The sequence below is a fragment of the Acinetobacter calcoaceticus genome, assembly GCF_051947995.1.
In the GTDB taxonomy this organism is placed as follows: Bacteria; Pseudomonadota; Gammaproteobacteria; order Pseudomonadales; family Moraxellaceae; genus Acinetobacter.
Map to the genome: position 1 here is coordinate 1 of NZ_JBLVVH010000036.1, position 255 is coordinate 255.

Here is a 255-nt window from a genome sequence, read left to right on the forward strand (position 1 = left end):
TGCTGGAGCGCCCCGGCCGAGCGGCCGGGGGCGGGTATCAAAGGCTCGGCAACAGCCGGGCCGGCAGCAGCGCGTTCAGGCAACCGCTGGCGAGCAACTGGCTGGCGGCCTCGATGTCAGGGGCGAAGAAGCGATCCTCCTGGTAGTACGGCACCTTGTCGCGCAGCAGGCGGCGAGCCTGCTCCAGCTTCGGCGAACTCTTCAGGCCCTCGCGGAAGTCCAGGCCCTGGCAGGCACCCAGCCATTCCACGGCGA

1 pseudogene is annotated in these 255 nt (G+C 70.2%); it reads right to left on the reverse strand.

What is annotated here, in order from left to right:
- Positions 1–37: 37 nt before the first annotated feature.
- Positions 38–255, reverse strand: a pseudogene (locus ACNQO6_RS18450) (histidine ammonia-lyase); the annotation flags it as partial.